At 73.4% G+C, this 25,287-nt stretch carries 22 protein-coding genes; 11 read left to right on the forward strand and 11 right to left on the reverse strand.

The window, feature by feature from the left end; genetic code table 11:
• Nucleotides 1-56: 56 nt before the first annotated feature.
• Entirely contained in the window at nucleotides 57-2,204 is a 2,148-nt protein-coding gene (glgX, locus tag KV557_RS20975) for a glycogen debranching protein GlgX (protein ID WP_218202451.1), read from the reverse strand.
• 398 nt (nucleotides 2,205-2,602) lie between these two features.
• Between glgX and KV557_RS20980 the strand changes: the two genes are divergently transcribed.
• The 5 genes from KV557_RS20980 (at nucleotide 2,603) to KV557_RS21000 (ending at nucleotide 8,205) form a co-directional block, all read left to right on the forward strand.
• On the forward strand, nucleotides 2,603-3,880 hold the full coding sequence (locus tag KV557_RS20980; RefSeq protein WP_256177721.1) for an SAV2148 family HEPN domain-containing protein: 1,278 nt from the start codon (nucleotides 2,603-2,605) through the stop codon (nucleotides 3,878-3,880).
• A gap of 46 nt (nucleotides 3,881-3,926) precedes the next feature.
• Nucleotides 3,927-4,427 (forward strand): GNAT family N-acetyltransferase, encoded by a 501-nt coding sequence (locus KV557_RS20985; protein ID WP_308129994.1) that lies wholly within the window; start codon nucleotides 3,927-3,929, stop codon nucleotides 4,425-4,427.
• 43 nt (nucleotides 4,428-4,470) lie between these two features.
• The gene (locus KV557_RS20990; protein ID WP_218202453.1) at nucleotides 4,471-5,217 is read left to right on the forward strand and encodes an ABC transporter ATP-binding protein; all 747 of its coding nucleotides are present in this window, start codon (nucleotides 4,471-4,473) and stop codon (nucleotides 5,215-5,217) included.
• Nucleotides 5,214-7,166: an FtsX-like permease family protein gene (locus KV557_RS20995; protein ID WP_218202455.1), complete on the forward strand. Its 1,953-nt coding sequence runs from the start codon at nucleotides 5,214-5,216 to the stop codon at nucleotides 7,164-7,166. Before KV557_RS20990 ends, KV557_RS20995 begins: the two co-directional genes overlap by 4 nt.
• A gap of 337 nt (nucleotides 7,167-7,503) precedes the next feature.
• Nucleotides 7,504-8,205: an exonuclease domain-containing protein gene (locus tag KV557_RS21000; protein WP_218202457.1), complete on the forward strand. Its 702-nt coding sequence runs from the start codon at nucleotides 7,504-7,506 to the stop codon at nucleotides 8,203-8,205.
• 145 nt (nucleotides 8,206-8,350) lie between these two features.
• Here the strand turns inward: KV557_RS21000 and KV557_RS21010 are convergent, their stop codons facing one another.
• Nucleotides 8,351-9,055: a hypothetical protein gene (locus KV557_RS21010; RefSeq protein WP_218202459.1), complete on the reverse strand. Its 705-nt coding sequence runs from the start codon at nucleotides 9,053-9,055 to the stop codon at nucleotides 8,351-8,353.
• 86 nt (nucleotides 9,056-9,141) lie between these two features.
• Here KV557_RS21010 and KV557_RS21015 point away from each other — a divergent pair, with 86 nt between their 5' ends.
• On the forward strand, nucleotides 9,142-9,618 hold the full coding sequence (locus tag KV557_RS21015; protein ID WP_218202460.1) for a GNAT family N-acetyltransferase: 477 nt from the start codon (nucleotides 9,142-9,144) through the stop codon (nucleotides 9,616-9,618).
• A 22-nt stretch (nucleotides 9,619-9,640) separates the two neighbouring features.
• Here the strand turns inward: KV557_RS21015 and KV557_RS21020 are convergent, their stop codons facing one another.
• The 3 genes from KV557_RS21020 to KV557_RS21030 all read right to left on the reverse strand — a co-directional run bounded on the left by KV557_RS21020 (nucleotide 9,641) and on the right by KV557_RS21030 (nucleotide 12,794).
• Nucleotides 9,641-10,612 (reverse strand): DUF1963 domain-containing protein, encoded by a 972-nt coding sequence (locus KV557_RS21020; RefSeq protein ID WP_218202462.1) that lies wholly within the window; start codon nucleotides 10,610-10,612, stop codon nucleotides 9,641-9,643.
• Between the two features lie 103 nt (nucleotides 10,613-10,715).
• Nucleotides 10,716-11,717, reverse strand: a complete 1,002-nt coding sequence (locus KV557_RS21025) for a polysaccharide deacetylase family protein (protein ID WP_218202464.1) — start codon at nucleotides 11,715-11,717, stop codon at nucleotides 10,716-10,718.
• A gap of 183 nt (nucleotides 11,718-11,900) precedes the next feature.
• Nucleotides 11,901-12,794 carry a phosphotransferase enzyme family protein gene (locus tag KV557_RS21030; RefSeq protein ID WP_218202467.1) on the reverse strand — a complete coding sequence of 298 codons (894 nt, stop codon included), beginning with the start codon at nucleotides 12,792-12,794 and terminating at the stop codon, nucleotides 11,901-11,903.
• 578 nt (nucleotides 12,795-13,372) lie between these two features.
• Between KV557_RS21030 and KV557_RS21035 the strand changes: the two genes are divergently transcribed.
• The 3 genes from KV557_RS21035 to KV557_RS21045 all read left to right on the forward strand — a co-directional run bounded on the left by KV557_RS21035 (nucleotide 13,373) and on the right by KV557_RS21045 (nucleotide 17,878).
• A complete protein-coding gene (locus KV557_RS21035) occupies nucleotides 13,373-15,559 on the forward strand; it encodes an MMPL family transporter (RefSeq protein ID WP_218202469.1) in 2,187 nt (728 codons plus the stop codon).
• Nucleotides 15,560-15,855: 296 nt separating this feature from the next.
• Nucleotides 15,856-16,059, forward strand: coding sequence for a cold-shock protein (locus KV557_RS21040; RefSeq protein ID WP_218202470.1), 204 nt, complete (start codon nucleotides 15,856-15,858; stop codon nucleotides 16,057-16,059).
• A gap of 154 nt (nucleotides 16,060-16,213) precedes the next feature.
• Complete coding sequence (locus KV557_RS21045; RefSeq protein WP_308129995.1) at nucleotides 16,214-17,878, forward strand: DEAD/DEAH box helicase; 1,665 nt, start codon at nucleotides 16,214-16,216, stop codon at nucleotides 17,876-17,878.
• Nucleotides 17,879-17,946: 68 nt separating this feature from the next.
• On the opposite strand, the gene KV557_RS21050 is transcribed toward KV557_RS21045, so the two are convergent.
• Nucleotides 17,947-18,813 (reverse strand): helix-turn-helix transcriptional regulator, encoded by an 867-nt coding sequence (locus tag KV557_RS21050; RefSeq protein WP_218202473.1) that lies wholly within the window; start codon nucleotides 18,811-18,813, stop codon nucleotides 17,947-17,949.
• Between the two features lie 113 nt (nucleotides 18,814-18,926).
• On the opposite strand from KV557_RS21050, the gene KV557_RS21055 reads away from it, so the two are divergent.
• Together KV557_RS21055 and KV557_RS21060 are read left to right on the forward strand one after the other, a co-directional pair.
• A complete protein-coding gene (locus KV557_RS21055; RefSeq protein WP_218202476.1) occupies nucleotides 18,927-19,946 on the forward strand; it encodes a hypothetical protein in 1,020 nt (339 codons plus the stop codon).
• A gap of 94 nt (nucleotides 19,947-20,040) precedes the next feature.
• The gene (locus tag KV557_RS21060) at nucleotides 20,041-20,280 is read left to right on the forward strand and encodes a PIN domain-containing protein (protein WP_256177722.1); all 240 of its coding nucleotides are present in this window, start codon (nucleotides 20,041-20,043) and stop codon (nucleotides 20,278-20,280) included.
• Between the two features lie 13 nt (nucleotides 20,281-20,293).
• Here KV557_RS21060 and KV557_RS21065 read toward each other — a convergent pair whose 3' ends face one another.
• From KV557_RS21065 to KV557_RS21090, 5 genes are all read right to left on the reverse strand, one after another.
• Nucleotides 20,294-21,025 (reverse strand): sirohydrochlorin chelatase, encoded by a 732-nt coding sequence (locus tag KV557_RS21065; protein WP_218202478.1) that lies wholly within the window; start codon nucleotides 21,023-21,025, stop codon nucleotides 20,294-20,296.
• A gap of 12 nt (nucleotides 21,026-21,037) precedes the next feature.
• Nucleotides 21,038-21,943 carry an ABC transporter permease gene (locus KV557_RS21070; RefSeq protein WP_218202480.1) on the reverse strand — a complete coding sequence of 302 codons (906 nt, stop codon included), beginning with the start codon at nucleotides 21,941-21,943 and terminating at the stop codon, nucleotides 21,038-21,040.
• The gene (locus KV557_RS21075; protein WP_218202482.1) at nucleotides 21,930-22,733 is read right to left on the reverse strand and encodes an ABC transporter ATP-binding protein; all 804 of its coding nucleotides are present in this window, start codon (nucleotides 22,731-22,733) and stop codon (nucleotides 21,930-21,932) included. The genes KV557_RS21070 and KV557_RS21075 overlap by 14 nt, the downstream gene beginning before the upstream one ends.
• Nucleotides 22,734-22,873: 140 nt before the next feature.
• A complete protein-coding gene (locus KV557_RS21080; protein ID WP_218202484.1) occupies nucleotides 22,874-24,067 on the reverse strand; it encodes an aliphatic sulfonate ABC transporter substrate-binding protein in 1,194 nt (397 codons plus the stop codon).
• Nucleotides 24,068-24,313: 246 nt separating this feature from the next.
• Nucleotides 24,314-25,287, reverse strand: a 974-nt coding sequence (locus KV557_RS21090) for a sulfate adenylyltransferase subunit 1 (RefSeq protein WP_218202486.1), incomplete at its 5' end; no start/stop codon positions are given.

Below are 25,287 nucleotides of genomic sequence, written 5' to 3' on the forward strand. Positions count from 1 at the left end.
TTGCTGACCCGAACAGGTGACCGCGGGCGTGGCGAGGCGGGTGGGTGCCTCGGCGTTCATGCCGGCCGCTGCAGCACCATCAGCGACCGGTCGGGCAGCCACAGCGTGTCCCCCGCCTTGACCCGGGCCCCCGTGCCCGGGGCGGGCAGCCGGGGCTGCGCGGTGTCCACGACCACCTGCCACTCCTGCCCGTGGTCGGCGGGCACGGTGAACTCCAGCGGCTCGAAATGCGGGTTGAACATCAGCAGGAACGAATCGTCGACGATCCGCCCGCCGCGCCGGTCCGGCTCGGAGATCGCGTAGCCGTTGAGGAAGACGGTGAGCGACTTGGCGTAGCTGGCGCCCCAGTTGCGCTTGGTCATCTCCTCCCCGCTCGGGGTGAACCAGGCGATGTCCGTCAGGTCGTCGTACCCGCCGGAGGCGGCCGCCCCCGACCCGGACCGCCCGGACACCGGACGCCCGTGGAAGAACCGCCGGCGCCGGAACACCGGGTGGTCGCGGCGCAGCCAGATCATCCCCTGGGTGAACTCCAGCAGCCGTGCCTGCGGCCCGTCGTCCTCCGGCCAGTGCACCCAGGTGAGTTCGTTGTCCTGGCAGTAGGCGTTGTTGTTGCCGTGCTGGGTGCGGCCGAGTTCGTCGCCGTGGGAGAGCATCGGCACGCCCTGGGAGAGCATCAGGGTGGCGACGAGGTTGCGCTGCTGGCGCGCTCTCAGCTCCTCGACCGCCGGATCGGTGCTCGGCCCCTCGGCGCCGCAGTTCCAGGAGCGGTTGAAGGATTCGCCGTCCCGGTTGTCCTCGCCGTTGGCCTGGTTGTGCTTCTCGTTGTAGGAGACGAGGTCGCGCAGGGTGAAACCGTCGTGGCAGGTCACGAAGTTGATGGAGGCGATCGGGCGGCGGCCGTCGTCCTGGTAGAGGTCGGAGGAGCCGGTGAGCCGGGAGCCGAACTCGGCGAGGGCGGCGGCCTCGCCGCGCCACAGGTCACGGACGGTGTCCCGGTACATGCCGTTCCACTCGGTCCACAGCGGCGGGAAGTTGCCGACCTGGTAGCCGCCCTCGCCGAGGTCCCAGGGCTCGGCGATCAGCTTGGCCTGGGAGACCACCGGGTCCTGCTGGACGAGGTCGAAGAAGGAGGAGAGCCGGTCGACCTCGTGGAACTGCCGGGCCAGGGTGGCGGCGAGGTCGAAGCGGAAGCCGTCGACGTGCATCTCGGTGACCCAGTAGCGCAGCGAGTCCATGATCAGCTGGAGCACGTGCGGGCTGCGCATCAGCAGGCTGTTGCCGGTGCCGGTGGTGTCCTCGTAGAAGCGCTGGTCCTGGGCGAGCCGGTAGTACGAGACGTTGTCCAGGCCGCGCAGGGAGAGCGTCGGCCCGAGGTGGTTGCCCTCGGCGGTGTGGTTGTAGACGACGTCCAGGATCACCTCGATCCCGGCCGCGTGCAGCGCCTTGACCATCGACTTGAACTCCTGCACCTGCTGGCCGCGGTCGCCGCTGGAGGAGTAGGAGGAGTGCGGGGCGAAGAAGCCGACCGTGTTGTAGCCCCAGTAGTTGGCGAGGCCGAGGTCGCGCAGCCGGTGGTCGCGGACGAACTGGTGTACCGGCATCAGCTCGATCGCGGTGACGCCGAGCTTGGCCAGGTGCTCGATCACCGCCGGGTGCGCCAGGCCCGCGTACGTGCCGCGGATCTCCTTGGGGATGCCGGGGTGGAGCTGGGTGAGGCCCTTGACGTGCGCCTCGTAGATGACGGTGCGGTGGTAGTCGGTGCGCGGCGGGTGGTCGGTGCCCCAGTCGAAGTACGGGTTGATGACCACCGAGTGCATGGTGTGCGGGGCGGAGTCGAGGTCGTTGCGGCGCTCGGGGGCGCCGAAGTGGTAGCCGTAGACGGACTCGTCCCAGTCGATGTGCCCGCTCATCGCCTTGGCGTAGGGGTCCAGCAGCAGTTTGGCGCTGTTGTGCCGCTGGCCGAGGCCGGGGTTGTACGGGCCGTGGACGCGGAAGCCGTAGCGCTGGCCGGGCTGGACGCCCGGGAGGTAGGCGTGCCGGACGAAGGCGTCCGTCTCGCGCAGTTCGACGGCGGTCTCCGAGCCGTCCTCGTCGAGCAGGCAGAGCTCGATCCGGTCGGCGCTCTCCGAGAACACCGCGAAGTTGGTGCCGGCCCCGTCGTAGGTGGCGCCGAGGGGGTAGGGCTTGCCGGGCCAGACCTGCATGAGTCCTCAACTTCCTTGTCGCCAACGGAAACTGATGTGTAGTCCCAGAACCAGCGGCTCTCTTCCCGGCCGGGCGGCCGGGCATGTGCGGCGGTCGCGCGCCGTGACGCACGGCACAGTCCGCATACTCCCCGAGATACTCCCCGAGCCTTCCCCCGGCGGCCGGGACATGTGTCCCCGGTTCGCCCGAACGGGCGTCCGGCGGGTATTCCTGTGATGAGTGGGCCTGGTGGTGTCGTCGCGCCCCTCGGTCAACCGGCTGCGGACGGCTCACGGCGGGCAGTACCCTTGATCGTCCGGCCGCCCCCGCGTTCGTGGCGATCCATCAGCAGACCGATCCATCAGCAGACCCCGGCAGGACCCAGGCAGTACGCAGAAGCAACCAGATGAGGTGGCGCATGGTGTTCCCCGCCGGCGGCCGTGGCGGCGGGCCCGACGGCCCCGACCGGGGCGGCGCCCGCAGCGAGGCCCCCACGGTCGTCATGCGCCCCACCCTGTCCGGCCGCTCCCTGGTGCCCGCCCAGGGCGGCCCGGTGGAGATCCCCGCCCTCGCCTGGTCCGGCGCCGAATGGGAGGACGCCTACCAGCGCGTCCGCCTCTCCGGGCGTGCCTACGTCTGGCTCAACCTGGTCGAACAGCGGCTGCGCTCCCTCGTCGACGAGGTCCTGCACCCCATCTACGCCCCCGCCCACGGCGAGGACTGGGTCACCGCCGCCGCCGGACCGGCCGGCGAGGAATGGGCCCACCGCGCCGGCGCCGTCCGCGAGGTCAGCCGGCGCAAGGGCTACCTGCTCGACCCCGCCGACGACGACCCGCTGGTCTTCCTCACCCTGCCCCAGCTGCGCGAACTCATGGTCCAGCACTGGCCCTGCTTCGAGCCCTACCTCGCCGACCGGCGCGACATCGAACTCGCCCTGGACGAACTGGAGGTCGCCCGGCACGTGGTCTCCCGCAACCGGGTGCTCACCCAGACCGTCCTCGCCCAGACCGAACGCGCCGCCGCCCGCCTGCTCGCCCTGCTCGACGGCGGCACCGGCGGCGTGCCCGCCGACGTCGTCGAGTCCCTGGTGGCCGGCCGGTACGCGGACGTCGTCGCGGTGCACGCCGACCGGGTCCGGCTCCAGCGCGACCTGCCCGTCGAGGACCTGCTGGACGGCGCCCGGCGGCTGGACGCGCTCGGCATCGGCCTCGGCATGCTCTGCCAGAACTACACCGGCAAGCGGCTGGTCCGCCTCGCCGGGGACGGCTGCCGGGTGCGGCTGCTCTTCCTCAACCCGGCGAGCAGCGCCGTCCGCCGCCGCGAACGCGAACTCGGCCTCGGGCGCGGCGAGTTGTCCCGCTCGATCGAGATGAACATCATGCACGTCCGCCGGGTGCGGGCCCGGCTGCGGGACCCGGGCGGCTTCGAGATCCGGGTCTTCGACGAGACCCCGCGCTTCACCGCCTACCTGGTCGAGGGCCCGCGCCCGGCCGGCCAGCCCGGCGGCGGCCGGCGCCAGACCCGCGACCTCGGCGTCATCCAGCCCTACCTGCGCCGCTCCCGGGGCATGGAGTCCCCCGCCCTGGTGCTGCGCGGCGGCGCCGGCCAGCAGCCGGGCGGGACGGACGCCGGGCTGCTGGAGGTCTACCGCGAGGAGTTCGAGGGGGTGTGGGGGGACTCCCGGCCCGTATCCTGAGATATCCGCTGGTCAGGGCGGTGGCGCGGCTGGAACACTGCGGGCCGTGAACAGCCTTTCCGACTGGACCCTGCGCCCCGCCACCGCCGCCGACGTCGAGATCATCGCCGATCTCAAGGCCGACGTGATGCGCGCCGATCTGGAGCGGCTCGGCCGCTACGACGACGAGCGGGTCCGCCGCCGTCTGCGGGACGGCTTCTCCACCCGGTACACCTCGATCGTGCTGGTCGACGGCGTCTTCGCCGGCTCCGTGACGGTCCGCCCCGCCGAGCAGGGCGGGCGCTGGCTGGAGCACTTCTACCTCGACCGCCGCCTCCAGGGCCGCGGCCTCGGCACCGCCGTGCTGCGGCACATCCTCGCCGAGGCGGACGCGGAGGGCGTGCCGGTCCGGCTCGACGTCCTCCAGGGCAGCGCCGCCCGGCGGCTCTACGAGCGGCACGGGTTCGTGCTGGAACACGAGGACCCGATCGACGTCTACCTCGTCCGTCCGGCGGCGGGCGCGGACACCGTCCCGGCCGTCGACCAGCAGGAACGTTCCGCCCCTTGAGCTGGCCTGTTCGCCCTCGTGCGTGGTAGGCATAGCCCCCGTGATGATCACGGGGGATGACGGGGCCGTTCTGCGCCTCGAACAACTGCACCGCACCTACGGAACCGGCCCGGAGGCCGTCCACGCGCTCAGGGGAGTGGACGTCGAGTTCGCGCGCGGCACCTTCACCGCCGTCATGGGCCCGTCCGGCTCCGGCAAGAGCACCCTGCTCCAGTGCAGCGCCGGGCTCGACCGCCCGGACAGCGGCCGGGTCACCCTCGACGGGGTCGACCTGGCCGGGCTGACGGAGACCCAGCTGACGGTCCTTCGGCGCGAGAAGCTCGGCTTCGTCTTCCAGGCGTTCAACCTGGTCGGCTCGCTCACCGCCGAACAGAACGTCGGCCTGCCGCTGCGCCTGGCCGGGCACCGCCCCGACCGCGACGAGGTGCACCGCGCCCTCGCCCAGGTCGGCCTCGGCCAGCGCACCGGGCACCTGCCGTCCCAGCTCTCCGGCGGCCAGCAGCAGCGCGTCGCGATCGCCCGCGCCCTGATCGCCCGGCCGCAGGTGCTCTTCGCCGACGAGCCGACCGGCGCCCTGGACAGCTCCAGCAGCCGCGACGTGCTCGCCCTGCTGCGCGACCTCGTCGACCGCGAGGGCCAGAGCACCGTCATGGTCACCCACGACCCGGTCGCCGCCTCCTACGCCGACCGCGTGCTCTTCCTCGCCGACGGCAGCCTCGCCGACGACCTGCCCCGGCCCACCGCCCAGCAGGTGGCCGAGCGGATGACCGCCCTGGAGACCGTGGCATGAGTATCGCCACCCTGCTGCCGGTGGCGACCGCCGGCCTGCGCCGCCGCAAGGCCGCGTTCGCCGGCTCCTACGTCGCCCTCACCCTCGGCGTCACCCTCGTCGCCACCACCGGCGTCCTGCTCGACAACACCGCGGGCGACGACTCCCCGCTCGGCGCGCCCTCCCTGCACAAGGTGCTCACCTTCACCGCCGGGATGGCCGCCTTCGTCGCGGTCTTCGTCGTCGCCGGCACCTTCGCCTTCGCCGTCGCCCAGCGCCGCCAGGAGATCGCGATGCTGCGCGCCGTCGGCGCGACGCCCCGCCAGGTGGTGCTGCTGATCACCGGCGAGGCCGCCGCCGTCGCCCTGGCCGCCGCCGTCTCCGGCTGCCTGCTCGCCCTGCCGGCCGCGCCCGCGCTGGCCGCCTGGCTGGTCGCCCGCGGCGCCGCGCCGGACGGCTTCACCGCGCGGCCCGCCCTCACCCCGATGCTCGTCGCGGCCGCCGTCGGCCTGCTCGTCGCGCTGCTCGGAGCCGTCACCGCCGCCCTGCGGGCCGGCCGGGTCCGCGCCGTCGAGGCGCTCGGCGACGCCGCCGTCGACCGCAAGGTCATGACGCCGCTGCGCTGGGCCTGCGCGCTCGCCCAACTCGCCGCGCTGGCCGCCGCCGTCGGCTACTACCTGGCCGCGCCGAGCCTGCCCGCCACCCCCGGCGCCGCCGCCGACCAGCCCGGCGACCCGCAGCTCGCCTCCCAGTGGGTGATGGCCGCCGACCTGATGACCATCACCACCGTCGCCCTGTTCGCGCCGGTGCTCGTCCCGCTCCTGGTCCGGGCCTTCAGCGCGCCGCTGCGCCGGGCCGTCGCCGCCGCCCCGCTGCTCGCCCGGCAGAACGCGCTCACCGCCGTCCGCCGGACCGTCTCCACCGCCACCCCGGCCTTCCTCACCATCGCCCTCACCGGCACGGCCATCGGCTCCACCGCCGCCTTCGCCGACGCCATGACCGCCCAGGGCCGGGCCACCACCGCCGCCCGGTACGTGCTGCGCCCCGGCGCGCAGCCGCTGCCCGCCGACGCCCTCCGGCGGCTCACCGCCGGCCGGCCCGACCTGCGGGCCACCGCCACCACCCCCACCGTGGTCACCGGCCTCGGCGCCGACACCGCCGCCTTCGCCGACCACACCGAGGACTCGGCCGCCTCCGTACCGTCCGCCGCCACCGTCGTCGACGGCGACCTCGCGAACGCCTGGACCCTGCCCGCCGTCCAGGGCAGCGCCGCCGACCTGCACGGCGCCACCCTCGCCGCCTCCACCGACCAGGCCCGCGGCCACGGCTGGAAACTCGGCGACCAGGTCAACCTCCGGCTCGCCGACGGCACCGTCACCGCGCTGCGGCTCGCCCTCGTCTACCGCACCCAGCTCGGCCTCGACCAGGTCCTGCTCAGCGGCGACGCCGTCGCCCCGCACCTGGCCGGCGCCCGCCCCGGCGCCGTCCACCTCTCCGCCGCCCCCGCCGACACCCTCGGCGGCGCGCTCACCGACGCCCGCGAGCCCGGCCCCGACCCCGGCGCCCACTACGCGTGGATCGCCACCAGCACCATCCTCGGCCCCGCCCTGCTCTACACGCTCATCGCCATCGTCAACACCATGGTGATGTCCGCCGCCGACCGGAAGCGCGACTTCGCCACCCTCCGGCTGGCCGGCACCGTCCGCCGCCAGGTGCTGCTGATGGTCGCGCTGGAGGCTGTCCTGGTCGTCGCCACCGCGGCCGTGCTCGCACTCGCCGTCACGGCGCTCACCCAGTACGGCACCACCGCGCTGCTGAACCACCGCATCCTCGCCGGCCAGACCACCGTCGCCCTCCGCCTGCCCTGGGCGCCACTCGGCACCGCAGCCGCCGTCTGCCTGCTGCTCGCCGTGGCATCCAGCGTGCTACCCAGCCGCCTCGCCCTCGGGCGCGCGGGCGGAGGGCGGTAGGCGGGACGGACGGTGACCTCCCAGGCGTCCACGACGAAACGGACTGGCTCGCCCACACCTTCCCGACGGCTCCCTGACGCCCGGACCGCGCCCCAACCAGCCTACTGGCGTTCACCGTTGGAGCGTTCTCGGGAACACCGGGCGCGGCCGTCCGAACCCAGTCGACCGTACCGCTTCCCCCCTTCCCCGCGCCCCAACAGGGGCGCGGGGAAGGGGGGAAGCGGAGGGGCCGGACTCCAGGCTCCGGACGGCCTCGGCTGCCCCGTTGGCCGGGTTGTCGGTGGGGCGGGTGATGATAGGGGCTGCTTCGATCGGCGGGACGGAAGGACACACCCTTATGAGCTGGTGGCAGCAGCCACTGGTCGGCTTCGACCTGGAGACCACGGGCACCGACCCGGCCGTGGACCGCATTGTCACGGCCGCGCTCGTGGACACCGTCGGGGCCCGCCGGCTGGGTGCCACCGGGTGGCTGCTCGATCCCGGGGTGCCGATCCCGGCCGAGGCGGAGGCGATCCACGGCATCGGGGACGACGTCGCCCGGCGCAAGGGGCGGCCGGCCGAGGAGGCGGTGGACGAGATAGCCGCGGCGCTCTGCGAGCGCCTCGCCGGCGGGCGTCCGGTGGTCGCGTTCAATGCGCCGTTCGACCTGTCGCTGCTCGACGCCGAGCTGCGCCGGTACGGGCTGGCGCCGCTCGCGGAGCGCCTGGGCGGCCCGGTCGGGCCGGTGCTGGACGCGCTGGTGATCGACCGGGCCGTGGACAAGTACCGCAAGGGCTCCCGCACGCTGCAGCGGGTCTGCGAGGTGTACGGGGTCGAGCTGACCGACGCGCACGAGGCCGGCAGCGACGCCCTGGCCGCCGTCCGCGTCGCCGTCGCCCTCGCCGAGCGCTACCGGGCCGAGGTGGGCGACGTCCCGCCGGCCGTGCTGCACGAGCGGCAGGTCGGGTGGTACCGGGAGTGGGCGGAGGGCCTGCAGGAGTGGCTGCGCCGGGGCAAGGACCCGCAGGCCGTGATCGACCCGCGCTGGCCGTTGCGGTAGCGCCGGACTCCCGGCCCTCCGCCATGGATCGGCCCGGACCGAGCTGACGGGCCGCCGCGTCGACCGTCCGGGCGAGGAGGACGGCGATGGTCATGAGCCCTACGTCGCCGGGCACGGGCGTGATCATGACCGAACAGGAGCCGGCTCAGCCGTAGGCGATGATCTCGATCAGCTCCAACGACGCGGCCCCGATCCGCCCGTCCTCCAGCGACAGCAGCCAGGGCAGCAGTTCCGGCGTGGCGTGCACGTCGTTGAGGAAGCCGTACCACAGGTCCGTCAGCTGGCCCTCGAAGAGCCAGTCGTCGACGGCGTCGTCGAGGTGCCGGTCGGCGGCCGCGGTCCGGGTCCGCGCCCACTCGTCGAGCCAGGGCGCCAGGCCGCCGGTGACGACGGCGATGGTCTCCAGGACGTAGGAAGCCGAGCCGACCGTCCCGGGGTGGGCGTCCAGGACGGCCGTCCACCAGGCGGACCAGACGGCGTCCAGGGCGTCCCGCTCGGCGGCCGGCCACTCCCGCCAGCGGGCGCGCAGCAGCCAGGAGGCGATCCACGCGTGGCTCACGGGCAGGGTGTCGGCGACCATACCGCGGACGATCCGAGGGGTCAGCCGGCGGTACAGCCCGGGGAAGTCGTCCCAGTGGTCGGGGGTTTCCGTGGCGACGAGGCCGAGCAGTTCGTCGGGCACCAGCCGGGCGGGCCCGGCGAGGGCGACGAGGTCGGCCTCGCTGTAGCAGTAGGTGCAGCCGCCGCTGGTGAACGGCTGCTCGGCGTACGGGGCGACGGCGGAGTCCAGGGCGTCGAGCGCGTCGCGGAGCTGCTGCTGAGGGTCCTGAGGGTCCTGAGGGTCGGTCACGGCCACCTGCCGGATACTCCGTCCGGGGGAACCGGCGAAGATCGCGACACTACCAGGCACCGCCGCCGCTCTGCCAGGATTTCCGGATGACCGCCCGACCCGCCCGACCCGCCCGACCGGCCGACCTGCCCGGCTTCCTCGCTCTCGCCGCCGAGGTGGAGCACTGGTTCGGGCCGATGGTGGACGATCCGGGCTTCCAACGGGCCGTCACGAAGCACATCGACCGCGAGCTCGCCACGGTGGTGGACGGCGGGCCGGACGGCGGCCTGCTCGGCGGTCTGCTGTTCGGAGGCGAGCCCCCAGCGCATCACCTGCACTGGCTGGTGGTGGCCGAGCGTGCCCGGGGGACGGGGGTGGGCCGGGCGCTGGTCGCGGACGTGCTGCGCCGGCACGTCCGGGGCCCGGCGACCGTCGAGGTGGTGACCTTCGGCGCGGACCACCCGGGCGCGGTGGCGAGCGGCGCCCGGGTCTTCTACGAGCGCCTGGGCTTCGCGCCGGCGGAGGCCGCCGGGCCGGGCCCGGAGGGCGGCTCCCGGCAGGTCTACCGGCTGTCCGTCCACTGAACCCTGTTGCCCGTCCGCTGACCTACTGGAGGTCCAGGCCGACCGGGTGGCTGCGGTCCTCCGGGCAGAGGAAGACGTGCAGTTCGCCGTGGCGGCCGACGCTGAGGTCAGGGTCGCCGCCGCTCTCCACCGTGAGCAGGTGCCGCATCCGGGTGCCGCACGCGCCGCAGTCGATCGGGATCAGGTCGGTCGAGTGCCAGGACGGCCAGCCGCCGAGCTTCCAGCCCTCGGCGCAGGCCAGGCCGCGGTGGTACTCGATGCCGTGCCGTTCGGCGAACTCCTCGGCGGCGCGGTGGAGTTCGTCGGGTATCTCGTCCCGGTCGGGGAGGTCCTGGATCTGCTCGGGGCGCAGCACGCACGCCGTGGGCAGGTAGTACTCGTCGGACCGCCGGGGCTGCGGGGGCGTGACGGACCCGAGTTCGGCGGCGCGCTGCCAGTGCAGTTCGACGGCGGGGCCGTAGTAGTAGCGCTCGTCCTGGATGTCGTCGTGGTCGTTGGGGCACCAGAGCACCTGGAGCAGGTCGGTGCCGTCGGGCCAGGGCAGGTGCGGCGCGTCGGCGGCGCGGATCCGGGCGAGCGGGACGAGGGCGATCGCGGCGGCCGGCGGTTCCGGGACCGTGCGGTGGGTGCGCCAGTTGACGTGGTCGAGCGAGTCGGCGCCGTTCATGATCCGGCGCGTCTCGGCGTACTCGTCCTCGGTGAGCACGTGGGCGCCGTCGTGCTCCCGGGCGCGTTCGCGGACGGCGCGGTCGATCGTCTCCATGATCTCGCGGTCCTGCAGCGGCACGTCCTCGTAGGCGTCGTCGAGGTGTCCGGCGGTGCAGTGCGGCCAGGGCGCGCCGGCCGGCCAGAGCGGCGGGCCGCCGACCGAACTCCCGTGCGCGGTGGGCGTCCCGGCCTCGGGGTGGAGCAGGGTGGCCGGCCGCAGGTAGCGGGCGAGCGCGGGCAGGGCGGCGACCAGGTCGGCGGGGGTGGGTTCGGCGGCTTCCGTCACGCGCCCACCGTAGCGGGCGGCACCGACGGCACAGCCGGCCGAGGTCGCCCAGCAGCCGCGCCCTCCGTCCAGGCGTCAAACGGCGGGCGAACCGCCAACCGGCCTATGCCGCCGGGAAGTCGAAGGTGTACCCCTGTGCGACCAGCCAGGGCAGCAGCTGCTTCAGCGCCGCCACGGTCTGGCTGCGGTCGCCGCCGCCGTCGTGCATCAGGATCACGCCGCCCGGCTTGAGCTGGCTCTGCACCGCGGAGACTATCGCGGGCGCGCCGGGGCGGGACCAGTCGCGCGGGTCGACGGACCAGCCGAGCGACTTCATGCCCAGGCCGGCCGTGATGTGCTCGTTGTCGGCGTTGAAGCCGCCGCCCGGCGCGCGGAACCAGGTGATCTGGGTGCCGGGGCCACCGGCCTGGACGATCATGTCCTTGGCGTTGGAGATCTCGGACACGGCCTTGTCGTGCGGCAGCTTCGCGAACGGCTGCGGGTGGTGGACGCTGTGGTCGCAGAGCCGGTGCCCGGCCGCCAGGACGCGCTTGACCATGGCCGGGTTGGCGGCGGCGTTCTGGCCGATCTCGCAGAAGGTGGCCTTGACGTTGTACTGGGCCAGCAGGTCCAGGATCTGCGGGGTGGCCGGGCCGGGGCCGTCGTCGAAGGTGAGCGCGACGGTCCGGCCGCCGGAGGCGGTGGAGCCGATCACCGTGGTCGGCCCGGCGGGGGTGCCGGCAGGGGCCCCGGCGGGGGCCGTCGAAGTCGAAGGGGTGCCGGGCGTCTTCGGCGTCCTCGGGCCGGTCGGCGGCGCGTCCGAGCTGCCCGTGCCCGCCGACGCGCCGTCCGTGCCCACCGGCACGCCGTCCGAGCCGGTCGTCGCCGAGCCGGTCGTCGCCGAGCCGGTCGGCGCCGGGTCGGTGGCCGGCTGGATGGTGATCGGGCTCTGCGCCGGGGACGAGCCGCTCGGCGTCGGCTGGAGGGCCCCGCTGGCCGTCCCGCACGCGGCCAGGCCCAGGGCGGCGGCCACCACGATGCTGCCCGTGATCAGCTGCCGGCGGAGGCGGTCCGAGCGGTCCGAGCGTTTCGGGGAGGCGGGCTGACGGGCGGCGGGCTGGCGCATGGCGGCGGCTCCTGGGGTGCTGGGCGGGTGCCGATCCTCTCGGTCAGGATGACTGTCCGATAGGACGCCGAGCGTACGTGGCCCGGTTGCGAGCCGGACCGAACCGTCGTAGGAGTCTTCTCACATGCGCCCGGCTGGCGTCCCTGCGCCCCAGCGGTTATCCCGCCCCCCGCGGAACGACGGTCAGAACGGGTACCAGCGCACGTCCGTCGCGCCGTCGCGCAGCGAGTCGACCCGGCGTCGGAACTCCGCCAGCGCGGCCGGGTTGTCCGGCGCCTGCTGCGCCACCCACGAGGCGCTGGCCGTCTCCCGGGCCCCGCGCAGCACCGTGAAACCGGGCCAGTCCCGCACGTCCCAGCCGTACGCCTCGGTGAACGCCCGGTACTCCTCGCCCGGCACCCCGTACCGGTCGTGGCTGAGCGCGAGCACCACGAGGTCGTGCTCCCGCAGGTCGTGCGAGACGTTTTCGAGGTCGAGCAGGACGGGCCCGTCCGGGCCGACGTGGACGTTGCGCGGCAGCGCGTCGCCGTGGATCAGGCCGGGGTGCAGGTGCGGGGCGAGGTCGGGCAGCGCGGCGGCGAAGGCGTCCCGGCGGTGGCGCAGGAACGCGACGTCGGCCGGGTCGACGTGCCCCTCGGCGGAGGCCAGCCAGCGCTCGACCGGGGCCAGCAGGTCCCGCTGCGCCAGCGTGAAGGGCGGCAGCGGCAGCCGGTGCAGGGCGCGCAGCAGCGGGGCGAGGTCGGCGGGGCGCGCGGGCCGGACGGCGGGGGCGAGCCGGTGCCAGAAGGTGACCGGGTGGCCGTGCGCGAGCTGAGGCTCGGGCGCCACCGCGCCGTAGGGGCGGACCACCGGCACGCCCTGCCCGGCCAGCCAGTGCGCGACGGTGAGCTCGCGGTGCGCCCGCTCGTACAGCTCGGGGCCGCGGCCGACCTTGGCGACCACGGCCGGGTCGCCGAGGTCGAAGACGGCGTTCTCGCCGAGCGCGATCAGCCGCGCGTCGCCGGGGCCGGACAGACCGGCCGACTCGCAGGCGTGGGCGAGCAGCAGCCGGGCGCGGCCCTCGTCGAAGGGGATCATGGCGCTGCTCCGTCCGGTCGGCGTGCGTTCCGCGTCGGGGTGCGTTCCGCGGGAGTGCGGGAGTCCACCGGGAGCCCATGCGGAGGACACCCGGACGGTGATCATCATGACGCACGCGGACCGCGCCCCGTGCGATGCGGGGCCCGGCCGCCGGTGGGCATCTGTCAGACCATCACCTGGGGACTTGAGCCGGAATCCGGCCGGTGGGGGAGCCGTCCCCGGAGCCTGGGTCGGGCCGGGGGTGGGGTTATCCCTACCCCCGCGACCCTGATGTCTCCTCCCCGGGGGTAGGGGACAGCTCCACCCTGAGGGGGAGCTGTCTCCACCCCGAGCACGAGGTCAAGGGGTATGCGGACGGGCGACACTAGGTCGGGGCCGTTTTGGGGCGGCCCTTTACGGGGGTTGGAACACGGGGGCTCCTTGCCGGGCGGCAAGCAAGTACTCGTAGGATGACGCCCAGACCTACTTACCTGCCGACCGGCAAGTGGGCGCCTAGGGCGTTCCCGGCCGGTCCTGCCGTCGCCCGGCGTCCCGTCCCCCAAGGGCAACGGTGAACCATGCCCAGGAGGCACACGAGCATGTTCCACCGAATAGGACAATTCGTCGTCCGCCGCGCCTGGTGGGTGATCGCCGCGTGGGTGGTCGCGATGATCGCCATCGTCGCCACCGCGCCCAAGGTCACGTCGCAGACGGACGAATCCGCGTTCCTGCCCAAGCACTATGAGTCCATCCAGGCGGCGCAGCTCCAGGAGCAGGCGTTCCCGTCGAGCTTCACGCCCTCCGCCCTGCTGCTCTTCGAGCGCAACGACGGCCAGAAGCTCACCGCCGACGACCAGTCCTCCATGGACAAGGTCATCAAGGGCCTCACCGACGAGCACATCCCCGCCGTCGAGCAGATCGTGCCGGTCAACGAGAAGGCGAAGTCCGCGGACGGCAAGTACGCGCTGTCCATGGTCGCCATCGACAAGGCCAAGATGCAGACCACGGAGTTCACCGACGCGGCCAAGAAGCTGCGCTCGGAGGGCACCAAGCTCGCCGACGGCACCGGCCTGAAGTTCCAGGTCGGCGGCGCGGCGGCGAGCAGCCTCGACCAGCAGGACGCCTCGGGCGCGACCGATGCGATCGTGATGTTCGGCAGCCTGCTGCTCGTCATCCTGATCGTCGGCATCATCTTCCGCAGCATCCTGGCCGGCATCCTGCCGGTGATCCTCTCGCTGGCCATCGCCATGCCGACGGCCAACGGCCTGATCGCCGACGCGATCAAGCTGTTCGACCTGAAGTCCTCCCCGATGACCTCGGCGATCCTGATCATCGTCGTGCTCGGCGTCGGCACGGACTACTTCCTCTTCCTGGCCTTCCGTTACCGCGAGCGGCTGCGCACGGGCGAGGACCGCAAGACCGCCGTGGCCAACGCCGTCGGCCGGGTCGGCGAGGCGATCGCCTCCGCCGCCGGTGCCGTCGCCGTCGCCTTCGCGGTGCTGATCCTCTCCAGCCTCGGCATGTTCACCGCGCTCGGCCCGGCGCTGGCCATCGCGGTCATCGCCACCGCGCTGGTCTCGCTGACCCTGGCCCCGGCCGTGCTCGCCGTCCTCCCGTCGAAGGCCGTGTTCTGGCCCGGCAAGAAGTGGATGCAGGAGCCCAGGAACGCCCGCTTCGCCGCGCTCGGCCGGATGACCGGCAAGAAGCCCGGCCTGGTCGCCCTGGTCTCCGGTGGCGTGCTCGTGGTGCTGGCCCTGGCCGGCATCAACTACAACGGCACCTACGACCTCGCGGGCAGCTCCATGCCCAAGAACAAGGAGTCGATGGTCGTCCAGGACAAGCTGATGACCGCCTTCTCCGCCGGTGCCGCCGACCCGAGCCACGTCTACCTGGCCACCACCAACGGCGCCAAGCTGAGCGATGCCACCCTGAAGGAGTTCGGCGGCAAGCTCGGCGCGGTCGAGGGCGTGGCCGGCGTCGTGACGCCGTCCGCCGAGAACAAGGCGATCAGCGCCGACGGCACCACCGGTGACTTCACCGTGATGCTGAAGGACACCCCGGCCTCCAACAAGGCGATCGACACCATCGAGAAGGTCCGCGACACCGCCCACGCGGCCGCCCCGGCCGACTCCAAGGCGCTGGTCGGCGGCATCACCTCGGTGTACAAGGACATCAACACCGCGATGGTGCACGACTACAAGCTGGTCTTCCCGATCGCGGCCCTGCTCATCATGATCATCCTGGGCCTGCAGCTGCGCAGCGTCGTCGCCCCGTGGTACCTGATGGCCTCGGTCGGCCTCGGCTTCGGCGGCACCCTCGGCGCCACCACCCTGGTGTTCCAGAACATCAAGGGCGAGGCCGGTCTGATGTTCATGCTGCCGATCTTCATCTACCTGTTCGTGGTGGCGATCGGCACCGACTACAACATCCTGATCATCGCCCGCCTCCGCGAGGAGGCCCGCGAGGGCCGCAGCCCGCGCGAGGCGGCCCGCGAGGCCGTCAAGCACGGCGGCCCGACCGTCGCCGCGGCCGGCTTCATCCTGGCGGCGTCGTTCGCGACCTTCATGTTCGCGGGCAACGTGCTCTTCATGGAGCTCGGCTTCTCGCTGGCCTTCGGCATCGTGCTGGCGGCCTTCGTGATGGCGATGTTCTTCACCCCGTCCCTCACCGCGCTGCTGGGCCACCGCGCCTGGTGGCCCGGCCACGGCGACGGTGGCGGCCACGGCACCGGCCCGGCGCCGGTGGCGGGTGCGCACGGCGTGCCGGAGCCGGCCGGGCGGCGCTGAGCCCCCGGTCCCGGTTGAACAGGCGGCGTCCCGCTTCGGCGGGGCGCCGCCTCCCCCCTTTCGCGGCCCGGCAAACGTGATCTCCCAGGCAGAAAACCCCCGGTCAGTCGCAGTCCTACCGTGCTACAGTCGAGTCAGTTGCAGTTTTGGTTCCCATGAACGCTTGTGTGCGCCTGCTGGTTCCAACCAACAGGCGCATTTGTTTTGTCCGGTGTTTCAGTCTCCGGATGGGGATCGCGGCTACTCCGGGGTTCACGCGGTGTGAACCCCTGATGCCCCAGTTAGAGGAGACGGTTATGGCTACCGGCACCGTGAAGTGGTTCAACAGCGAAAAGGGCTTCGGCTTCATCGAGCAGGCCGAGGGCGGCCCGGACGTGTTCGCGCACTACTCGAACATCGTCGCGCAGGGCTTCCGTGAGCTCGTCGAGGGCCAGCAGGTCGAGTTCGACGTGACCCAGGGCCAGAAGGGCCCGCAGGCCGAGAACATCCGCGTGATCTGACGTCAGCCTCCGCGCTGACTCGCGATCTCGCGAAGCGAGGGCCCGCACCGCAGGGTGCGGGCCCTCGCTCATGCCGCCAAACGGCCGGGGCGGCGCACTCCCCTACGGCCGACCAGCCCGTCGACCGGGCTGCCGACCAACAGACGGAGACCCCGTGACCACCCCTGCCCGCCCGCCCCGCGACCGCCGCACTGCCGGCGCCCGTACCGCCGGTGCCCACACCGACGGCCCGCCGCGCACCCGCAAGCCGCGCAACCGCAGCGGCGCCCCCAAGACGCCGCGCACCACCGCCGCCGCGACCGAGGACTTCACCGTCGTCGAAGGCACCCCGGCCCGGCCCCCGGCAGCCACCTTCGCCGAGCTCGACCTGCCCAAGGCGATCCTCAGCGCGCTCACCCGCCAGGGCGTCACCGAGCCGTTCCCGATCCAGGGCGCCACCCTGCCCGACTCGATCGCCGGCCGCGACGTGCTCGGCCGCGGCCGCACCGGCTCCGGCAAGACCCTCGCCTTCGGCCTGCCGCTGCTCGCCCGCACCGCCGGCCGCCGCGCCGTCGCCCGGCACCCGCTGGCGCTCGTCCTGGTCCCCACCCGCGAGCTGGCCCAGCAGGTCACCGAGGCGCTCACCCCGTACGCCACCGCCGTCAACCTGCGGATCACCACCGTCGTCGGCGGCGTGTCGATCGGGAAGCAGGCCAACGCCGTCCGCCGCGGCACCGAGGTCCTGGTCGCCACCCCGGGCCGGCTCGACGACCTGATCGGCCGCGGCGACGTCAACCTCTCCGACGTGACGATCACGGTCCTCGACGAGGCCGACCAGATGGCCGACATGGGCTTCCTGCCGCAGGTCACCAAGCTGCTGGAGCAGGTCGCCGAGGGCGGGCAGCGGATGCTCTTCTCCGCCACCCTGGACCGCAACGTCGACCGTCTGGTCAAGCGCTTCCTGGCCGACCCGGTGACCCACTCGGTCGACCCGTCGGCCGGCGCGGTCACCACCATGGACCACCACGTGCTCCAGCTCGAGCCGGCCGACAAGGCGTCCGCCACCGCGCACATCGCCTCCCGGGACGGGCGCGTGATGATGTTCGTGCACACCAAGCACGGCGCCGACCGGCTCGCCAAGCAGCTGCTCGCCAACGGCGTCAAGGCCGCCGCGCTGCACGGCGGCAAGTCCCAGCCGCAGCGCAACCGGGTGCTCGACCAGTTCCGGGACGGCCACGTCACCGCGCTGATCGCCACCAACGTCGCCGCCCGAGGCATCCACATCGACGGCCTCGACCTGGTCGTCAATGTGGACCCGCCGGCCGACCACAAGGACTACCTGCACCGCGGCGGCCGCACCGCCCGGGCCGGCGAGTCCGGGACGGTCGTCACCCTCGTGCTGCCCGAGCAGCGCCGTGAGGTCAACCGGCTGATGACGGTGGCCGGCATCCGCCCGACCGTCACCAAGATCCGTCCCGGCGACGCCGACCTCACCCGGATCACCGGCGCCCGCACCCCGAGCGGCGTCCCGGTCGCCGTCGCCGTCCCGGCCGCCGCCGAGGCGCGCGAGGGCGCCGCCGGGAGCGACGCCAAGGCCAAGACCGGCAACCCGCGCCGCCGCCCCGGCAAGCGCTCCGGCCTGCCCGCCGACGTCGACATGAACGGCAACCCGCGCCGCCCCCGCCCCAAGCAGCGCATGGGCGCCGCCGCGGCCCAGGGCGGCGACCGCCCGCAGGCGGCCGGCTTCATCGGCCGCTCCGCCGGCCGCGCCAAGCCCGGCAGCGGCACCAAGTCCGGCTCCAACTACGGGACCGGCCGCCAGCGCCGCAAGTTCGACTGACCCGCACGGCAAACTGACCCGCACGGCAAAGGGCGCCCCTCGTACGGAGGGGCGCCCTTTGCCGTTGCTCAAGCGATAGTCGTCAACACGGCCGTGGGGGCCGCCGGGGCCAGGCGGCGCAGGCGTCCGTCCGTCTCGGCGTCGCGCGGGGCGAGCACCACGAGCTGGAGGCCGCCGGGGGACTGCAGGACGTGCTGGTCGACCCGGAGCAGGCCCAACTCCTCGTGCCGGATGTCCTTCTCGGCACCCGCCCGCTCCTCCACCTGGTGCTCGTCGAGCCAGCGGTCGGCCTCCGGACAGGACTCCCGCACCTGGGCGATCAACCGCGCCAGCCGACGGCCCGCGGCCGTCCCGTCACCGCCGCGCTCGGCGTAGGCGGAGCGCAACTGGGCCAGGAACCGGCGGGCATGCGCCTCCCAGCCCACGATCCGCGCCCGGTGCACCGCGCTGCCGAACACCACCCACGCCAGATTGCACCGCTCCGGCGGCCACGCCGACAGGCCGAACAGCGCATCCGCGCCCGGATTCCACGCCCGCACGTCCCAGTTCACGTCCATCAGGAACGCCGGCGCCGGCCACTGCGCGTGCATCAGCCGCAGCAGCGCCGCCGGCACCTCGTCCGGCACGTCGACGTCACCGTCCAGCGGATGGTTGCCGGCCAGCCGGAACAGGTACGCCGTCTCCGCGCGGTCCAGCCGCAGCGTGCGGGCCAGGCTGGTCAGCACCTCCGGGGACGGGTTGATGTTCCGCCCCTGCTCCAACCACGTGTACCAGGTCACCCCCACCCCCGCGAGCAGCGCCAGCTCCTCCCGCCGCAGCCCCGGCGTACGCCGCCGCACCCCCGGAGCCAGCCCGACGTCCTCCGGCGACAGCCGGGCCCGACGGCTGCGCAGAAAACTCGACAGCGCCTCCCGGCGCTCCTCCGCCTCGCTCATGTCCCCCGCCCTCTCTGGTAGTCCCACTACCAGTATCGCCACGCACTGCTGCGCCCCGGCCGATCGCGCGAAGCTTGATCCCGTCAACGGAACGCACGCGCAAGGGAATCCCGATGAACCACCGTCAGAACCGCACGCTCCGCCGCACCCTGGTCGCCACCGCCGCCGCCGTGCTCCTCGGCGCCGTCGGCGCCCTGCCGGCCGCCGCGGACACCGGCTGCGCCCCGGCCGTCATCACCGGGCACGCGGCCTCGCTCGTCCCGGAGAGCGCCGCCTGGGACCAGGCCCACCACCGCTTCCTGGTCGGCTCGCTGCGCCACGGTACCGTCTCCACCGTCCGCACCGACGGGAGCGTCCACACCCTGGTCGACGACCCGGGCACGCTGCTGGAGGTCGCCGGCCTGCGGGTCGACGCCGCCCGCGACCGGGTCCTGGTCACCAACCTGGACAACGGCATCAGCGAGCGCACCAGCGCCGCCACCAACGGCCGGATCGCCGGCATCGGCGCCTACGACCTGGAGACCGGGCGCCGTCTCTTCTACGTCGACCTCGCCGCCGTGGCCGGCGACGGCGGGCCGCACCTGGCCAACGACATCGCGATCGGCCCCGACGGCACCGCGTACATCACCGACTCCTTCGCCCCGATCGTCTACCGGGTCGGTGCGGACGGCACCGCGTCCGTCCTCGTCCGCGACGACCGGTTCACCCCGCAGCCCGGCACCTACGGGCTCAACGGCATCGTCTACCGGAGCGGCCGGCTGGTCGTCGGCAAGTGGGACGACGGGACGCTCTGGCAGATCCCGCTGCACCACCCGGCCGACGTGCGGCGCATCGAGGTCGCCGGCGCGGAGGGCGGCGCCCTGCTCCACCTCGACGGCATGCTCGGCCGCCCGGACGGCAGCATCGCCGGCATCACCAACGCCTTCTTCGGCGCCGGCCGCGACACGGAGGTCGAGCTGCGCTCGGACGACCACTGGCGCACGGCCCGGCTGGTCGCCGTCCGGCCCTCGGCCGACCTCACGCCGACCGCCGTCACCGCGGGCCCCGGGGGCAGCCTCTACCAGCTCGCCGGCGGCCTGTCGGCCGCCTTCGGCGGGCACCCGACGGACAGCTTCACCCTGCGGAAGCTCTGACCGGCCGGCAGGGTCGATCGCGTCGTGCTACCCCCAGCGTGCCGAGTTCCTCTTCAGCGCGCGCAACGGACGGGAGTTCGACGAGATCTCCGAGATGTTCGCCGAGCTCTACCCGGACGTCTCGGTACCGAAGAGCGCAGGACGCTGGATCGACACGGTGCAACGGCGGATGGCGCTCGCCGGGCAACACCGAGGTGCCTCCGCGGTCGACCTCGTGATCGCGGCGACGGCCGCCCACCACGGACTCACGGTTCTCCACGACGACGCCGACTACCGCACCGTGGCGCGACATGCCGCCGACCTCAGCGAGCACAGCATCCTGGACCACGCCTGAGCCGGATCGGCGCTCAGGCGGTGAGGGCCGGGAGCTGCGCCTCGGCCGCCGTACGCGCCTGGTCGTAGCGCTGCAGGAGGAGCGTGGCCACTTCGGGGGCCGGGCCGAGGACGTCGGCGACGGTGTCCGCGTCCGTGGCCGAGGAGGCGATGCGGTCGGGCAGCCGGCCCGGGGCCAGCAGGTAGGGGGCGACGGCGGTGTGTGTCGCGCCTGCTGCGCGCAGCGCTGCGAGGGCGTCGGGGACGCGCGGACCGGACCCGGCGGCGTAGGCGACCTCGACGGCGGCCCAGCCGCGGGTGCGCTGCCACGCTGCGGCGGTGGCGCGGGTGGCGGCGTCGGCGGCCGGGTCGGAGGAGCCGGCGGCGGCGAGAACGACGCCGGTGCGGGCCCGGACGGCGGCCGGGGCGACGTCGAGCCCGGCCTCGGCGAGCCGCCGGTCGAGGGCGGCGAGCAGCAGCGGGGACGGGCCGAGGACGTCGGCGACGGGCAGGCGGGCGCCGGCCGCGCGCAGGGCGGCCGGGATGTCGTGCTTGGCGTGGAAGGCCCGGTTGAGCAGGAGGGGCACGGCCACCGCGTCGTCGAGCCGCCCCACGACCTGCGGGATGCGCGGCGCGCAGTGGTCGAGGTAGGCGGTGGCGACGTCGAGTCCTGGCCGCCGCGCCCGCACCCCGTCGACGAGCGCGGCGACCGTGGCGGCGTGCCGCGGATCGCGGCTGCCGTGCGCGATGAGGAGGAGGGCGGGCATGAGCGGGCGTCCTTACTTCACGGCGGCCAGCAGGCCGCGGTTGCGCAGCACCCGGCGCTCGACCGGGGTGAAGACCAGCAGTTCGATGGCGATGCCGACGAACAGGATGAGGACGATGCCGAGCAGCACCCCGGACATGTCGGAGAACTCGCGCTGGTTCTCCAGGTACCGGCCGAGCCCGAGGCCCAGGTCCGGCGAGGAGGCGACGAGTTCGGCGGCCATCAGGGAGCGCCAGGAGAACGCCCAGCCCTGCTTGAGCCCGGCGAGGTAGCCGGGCAGCGCGGCGGGGATCAGCACGTGCCGGGCGCCGGCCAGGCCGGTGGCGCCGATGGTGCGCCCGGCCCGCAGGAACAGCGGCGGCACCTGGTCGATGCCGGCGACCAGGCCGTTGGCGATGGACGGGACGGCGCCGAGCAGGATGACCGCGTACATCATGGAGTCGTTGATGCCGAGCCAGATGACGGCGGCCGGCACCCAGGCGACCGAGGGCAGCGACTGCAGGCCCTGCAGGACCGGCCCGATGGCGGTGCGCACCGGCCTGACCCGGGCGACCACCAGGCCGATCGGGGTGCCGATGACGACGGCGAGGAGGAAGCCGGACAGGCCGCGCCAGACGCTGGTCCAGATGATCGAGAACAGCGTGCCCTGGTACCAGAGGTCCTGGGCGGAGTGCCACACGTCGGCCGGGCTGGGCAGCTTGTACGACGAGGTGAGGTGCAGGCTGTACGCGCCCTGCCACAGGGCGATCACCACGAGCACGCCGATCAGCGGCGGCAGCGCCTTCTGCCGCAGCACCTCGCCGAGCGAACTGCGCTGGGCGGAGACGGAGTCGAGCGCGTCGAGGCCGGCGCCGACGTCGGCGGTGTCGGCGGCGGCTTCGCGCTTGTCCAGGAAGGGGGTGGTGTCAGTGCTGGCCATGGCGACGGATCTCCCCACGCAGTTCTTCGGTGATCTCGATGGACAGGTCGGCGACGCCGGCGGACTCGATCCGGCGCGGCTGCGGCAGGTCGATCCGCCACTCCCGGGCGACCCGGCCGGGGCGGGAGGAGAGCAGGACGACGCGCTGGGCGAGCCGGACGGCCTCCCGCACGTTGTGGGTGACGAACAGGACGGACAGCTGCCGCTCGGCCCAGATCCTGGTGATCTCGTCGTGCAGCACGTCGCGGGTGATGGCGTCGAGCGCGGCGAACGGCTCGTCCATCAGCAGCACCTTGCTGCCCTGGGCGAGCGCCCGGGCCATCGCGACGCGCTGGCGCATGCCGCCGGACAGCTCGTGCACGCGCTTGCCGTAGGAGCCCTTCAGGCGGACGAGTTCGAGCAGCCGCTCGGCCTCGGCGCGGCGCTCGGGGCGGGGGACGCCGGCCAGCTTGAGGGCGAGCTCGATGTTCCGGCCGGCGGTGAGCCAGGGGAACAGCGCGTGCTCCTGGAACATCAGCGCGGGCCGGCCGCCGGGCACCTCGATGCTGCCCCGGGTGGGCCTGTCGAGGCCGGCGACCAGGTTGAGCAGGGTCGACTTGCCGCAGCCCGAGGCGCCGAGCAGCGTGACGAACTCGCCGGGCGCGACGTCGAGCGTGATGTCGTCCAGGACGTGCGTCTGCGCGCCCGCCCGGCCGAAGGACTTGTGCACGTGCGAGATCCGGACGGCGGGCGCGGCGCCGCGGGCGTCGGCGCCGGCGGCGTCCGCCGAGGTGGTCAGTGCCGGGGTCATCCGGGCACCTCCTGAGTGGTCAAGGGCTGGCTGGCGAAGGGGGAGCCGGGGTCCGGCCCCGCCCGTCCCGGTGGGCATCGATCGGGGATCGACCGGGCGGGCGGGGGTCCGGACCGCGGAGTCGGGTGCGGACCGCGGCGCTATCTGGTGCCGAGTCCGGCGTCCGCCACAGGGCCCTGGCCCTTGGCCGCGAGCACCTTGTTGAGCAGGGTGAGGTCGTAGATGCCGTTCAGGTTGGCCCCCGCGCCAGCGGAACTTGATCTGGGCAGCTTGAGCAGCCCGGCGGTGACGGCGTGGTCGGCCTCGGCCTGCAGGGTGCCGGCCAGCGGGTCGTCGAGGAAGTCGATGTCGGCCCAGGCCGGGTCGAGGACGGCCGGCTCCAGCGCGTTGCCGGACTCCTTCCTGATGGCCTCGTTGGCGTCGGCCTTGGCCTTGTCCGGGTTGGCCTTGATGAAGGCGTTGGTGTCCACCGAGCCGCGCAGCACGGCCTCCACCACGTCCGAGTGCTCCCTGAGGAACTTCTGCGAGACGATGATGTTGGTGATCACGAACTTCTTGTCCGGCCAGACGTCCTTCTCGTCGAGCAGGACCTTCGCGCCGAGGGTGACCAGCTTGGAGGCGGTGGGCTCGGGCACCCAGGCGCCGTCGACGGAGCCCTGCTTGTAGGCGTCGGGGGTGACCTTGTTGTCGGTGCGCACCACCGAGACGTCCCCGGCGCCGGAGCTGGCGTCGACCTTGTAGCCCTTGCCCGCCAGGTAGTTGAGCAGCGCCACGTCCTGGGTGTTGCCCAGCTGCGGGGTGGCGATCTTCTTGCCCCTGAGGTCGTCGAGCGAGGAGATCCGGTCCGGGTTGACCACCAGCTTCACCCCGCCGGAGGCCGAACCGCCGATGATCTTCAGGGACTTGCCGTCGGACTTGGTGTAGCCGTTGATCGCGGGGGAGGGGCCGATCCAGCCGATGTCGATGGAGCCGGCGTTGAGCGCCTCGATCTCGGCCGGGCCCGCGTTGAAGACCTGGGTCCTGATCCGGGTGCCGTCCAGCTCCTTCTGGAAGAGGCCCTCCTGGAGGCCGACCAGCGCGGTGCCGTGGGTCAGGTTGGCGAAGTATCCGATCTTGACGGTGTCGGCGGAGAGCTTCCCGCCGGCGGCGGAACTCCCCGCTGCGGCTGTGCTGTTGGCGTCACCGGAGGACGTGCCCTCGGCCTTGGAGCCGTAGCCGCAGGCGGACAGCAGGGCGGCGGCGGTGAGGGCGGCGACGGCGGCTGCGGCGGCGCGTCTGATCCGGCCGAGGTTGGGGCGGGTTCGGGTATGGGGAGGTGCCGGGGTCGGTGCCATGGTGGTGTCCTGTTCGCAGACGGACCGTCAGGGGCCGGTCTCGGGGCGGAAGTTCGGAAGGTGGCGCTTGTGCGGCATCGGGGATGCCGGGCAAGCCGGGCGGCTGCGGGGGAGGCGGCCCGGTGACAGGGCTTGCTCAGCCCTGTCGGCCCACACATCGGGTCAGACCGCCCTGGCCGCTGCCGAGGACGCCGCTGCCGATGCGGCCGCCTTCCTTGTCCATGCCCGAGAACGCCTCGCTGGGCATCAGACCCAGTCCTCCTCGTCGGTGGCGTCGTTGGTGCGTACGGTGTCGAACGCCTCGCCCACCAGGCCGGCGGTGAGGGTGGTGCCGTCGGCCGGGTCGATCAGCAGGAAGGACCCGGTGCGGCGGTTGTCGGCGTAGGTGTCCAGGGCCAGCGGCTCGGCGGTGCGCAGCACCACGTGGCCGATGTCGTTGACGTTCAACCCCTCGGCGCCGGAGTGCTGTTCGAGGCCCCCTTCACCGATCGGTGCAGTAATGTCGATGCGGTAGGAGATCTCCTTGACGAGCGCGCGCACGGTGCGGGTGGTGTGCTTGAGCAGCACCTTGTCCCCGGCGCGCAGCGGGCGCTCGTTGAGGTGGCTGACGGTGGCCTCGACGTCCTTGGTGGGGACGGGGGCCGGGCCGGCCGCGATCAGGTCGCCGCGGGAGATGTCGATGTCGTCGGCGAGACGGACGGTGACCGACTGGGGTGCCCAGGCGATGTCCGTCTCCCGGCCGAGCGCGTCGATCCCGGCGACGGTGCTGGTGTGGCCGGAGGGCAGGACCGTGACGGTGTCGCCGACGCGCAGCACGCCGGAGGCGAGCTGGCCGGCGTAGCCGCGGTAGTCGGGGTGCTCCTCGGTCTGCGGGCGGATGACGTACTGGACCGGGAAGCGGGCCGGCTCGGTGCTCGGGTCGCTGCCGACCGGGACGGTCTCCAGGTGTTCCAGCAGGGTCGGGCCGCCGTACCAGTCCATGCGGGCGGAGGGCTCCACCACGTTGTCCCCGGCGAGGGCGGAGATCGGGATCGCGAGGACGTCCTTGACGCCGAGGGAGGCGGCGTAGGCGGTGAACTCGGCGGCGATGGCGGCGAAGACGGGCTCCGCGTAGTCGACGAGGTCCATCTTGTTGACGGCCAGGACGACGTGTGGCACGCGTAGCAGTGCGGTGACGGCGGCGTGGCGGCGGGTCTGCTCGACGACGCCGTTGCGGGCGT

Origin of the sequence: Kitasatospora aureofaciens, from assembly GCF_019192735.1 — a bacterium.
Taxonomy (GTDB): domain Bacteria; phylum Actinomycetota; class Actinomycetes; order Streptomycetales; family Streptomycetaceae; genus Kitasatospora; species Kitasatospora aureofaciens_A.